General features: G+C 68.9%; 1 protein-coding gene and 1 pseudogene. Both read right to left on the reverse strand.

The annotated features are described in order from the left end of the window. Positions 1-382: pseudogene (locus VIR09_RS22910) on the reverse strand (hypothetical protein); the annotation flags it as partial. Next, the coding region (locus VIR09_RS22915) for a Pls/PosA family non-ribosomal peptide synthetase (RefSeq protein ID WP_332014935.1) at positions 367-1,860 on the reverse strand (1,494 nt) is incomplete at its 5' end. The gene VIR09_RS22915 and the pseudogene VIR09_RS22910, both read right to left, overlap by 16 nt.

A 1,860-nucleotide genomic window follows, 5' to 3' on the forward strand; every position in this document is an offset into this window, starting at 1 on the left:
GGCCGCCAGGCGGACTGGCAGCCAGTTCGGCGGCCGCCTGCGGGCCGCAGTAGAGAGCCAGCACGTCGGCGTCGCCCGGCCAGGCCTGCGCGCCGGTCAGGTCCACGCCCGGCATACCCTGCGTGGACAGGCCGCAAAGAATATAGGGGCCGCAATAGGAAAACGAGCTGTTCCAGCGCGCGCCCGGCGGCATGTGCGGCCCCTTGGAGGTTTCGATCCAGTGCGGCGGCATGGCCGGCTCACGCCGCGCCAGCTCCGCGGCCAGCCAATCCCTGGCGGCCTGCCGCTGCGCCTGCCGGGGCGCAGCCAGGTGTAACAGCCACATCTCGACCAGCGCGCCCTCCCCGGTCAGTCTCAGCGCCGCGGTCACCGCTGCGTCCAAGGCGTGGCCGGGCTGCCGATCCAGGCCTGGCCCGCTGGAATGGACTCGCCCTTGAGCACCAGCGTCAGCGGACCGAGACGCGCGCCGGCTTCGACCCGGGTGTCGTACAGGATGGTGCTGCGCGGCCCCACATTGACAGCGCCGCCGATGCGGACCAGGCCGATCTTCATCACCCGGTCTTCGAACAGATGGGTCTGCGGACCGGACCAGGCGTGCAGCACCGCGTCATCTCCAATCGACACGCAGTCGTACTCGGTGATGTCGGTTGTATCCATGAAGACGCGCTTGCCGATGCGGGCGCCCATGCAACGCAAGGCCAGCGGCAGCCAGGGCGTCGCCCGCAGGAAGTTGAAGAAATTCGGCACCGCGATGGATTCATACAGGCTGGTGACCGCTTCGCTCTTCCAGACGAAGGGTGTCCACATCGGCTCGGCGCGCGGCCGGTAGCGGCCGATCAGCGTCCATTTCAACGCCACCAGGAACAGGAAGGCGCCGACGCCGTACAGCACGCCGGCCAGCATCAGTTCGTCGAAGGCGGAGACGAACCCTTCGCGCGCAGCCATGGGAATGACCTTCATCACGGTCAGGTAGCCCACCGCGATCACCACGGCCAGCGGCAGGATCATCCGCATGCCCTCGACGCTGCCTCGCAGGATCTTGCGGCCCAGGCTGGGATGGAAAGTCAGGTGCGCCGGGAAGCCCGCGGTCTGCTCGCGCGCGGGCAGCGCCAACGGCGGGTTGCCCAGCCAGGTCTGGCCGCTGGCCATGCGGGCGTTGGCCGGCGCCCGGCTCTGCACGCCGATCAACACGTCGTCGGGCAGCACCGAGCCGTCCGGCACGTAGGCGCCATTGCCGACGAAACTGCGGTTGCCGATGACCGTGGGTCTCATGGTCATCCAGCCGCCGTCGATTTCCTCGTCGCCCAGCATGACGCCGTCGGCGATGAAGCTGTCGCGGCCCAGGGTCAGCATATCGGGCACCACGCCCATGGCGGTGGAGATTTCCGTGCCGCGCCCGACCTTGGCGCCCAGCAGGCGGTACCAGTTTCCGGCATAGATCGATGCGTACAGACCGTGCAGCACGCTAAGGCTTGACTCCTGGATCTGGTTGGTCAGCCAGCGCCGCAGATAGATCTGTCCATACACGGGCCAGCGGCCGCTGGCCAAGCGGGGCAGCAGCGTCCAGCGCAGCAGCGCGGACACCAGCACCGTCAGCATCAGCAGCAAGGCGCTGGCGGGCAAGGCCAGCAGCAGATAGCTCAGGAAGGCTTGGGGCCAGGGCACGCGCGCGCCCATCAGGTCCAGCCAGCGCGCGTCGATCCAGTCGATCAGCACGAAGCTGGGGAACACCGGCATGAAGAACAGCGCGGCGATCAGGGTGCCGCCGCCCGCGTAGGCCACGCAGTCCAGCCGGCTCCAGATGCCCTGGCGCCGGGGTCGCGGTGGCAGTTCGGGAGCGCGGGCCTGCGGATCGTGCCG

The organism is Achromobacter sp., from assembly GCF_036567245.1.
GTDB lineage: Bacteria > Pseudomonadota > Gammaproteobacteria > Burkholderiales > Burkholderiaceae_B > Achromobacter.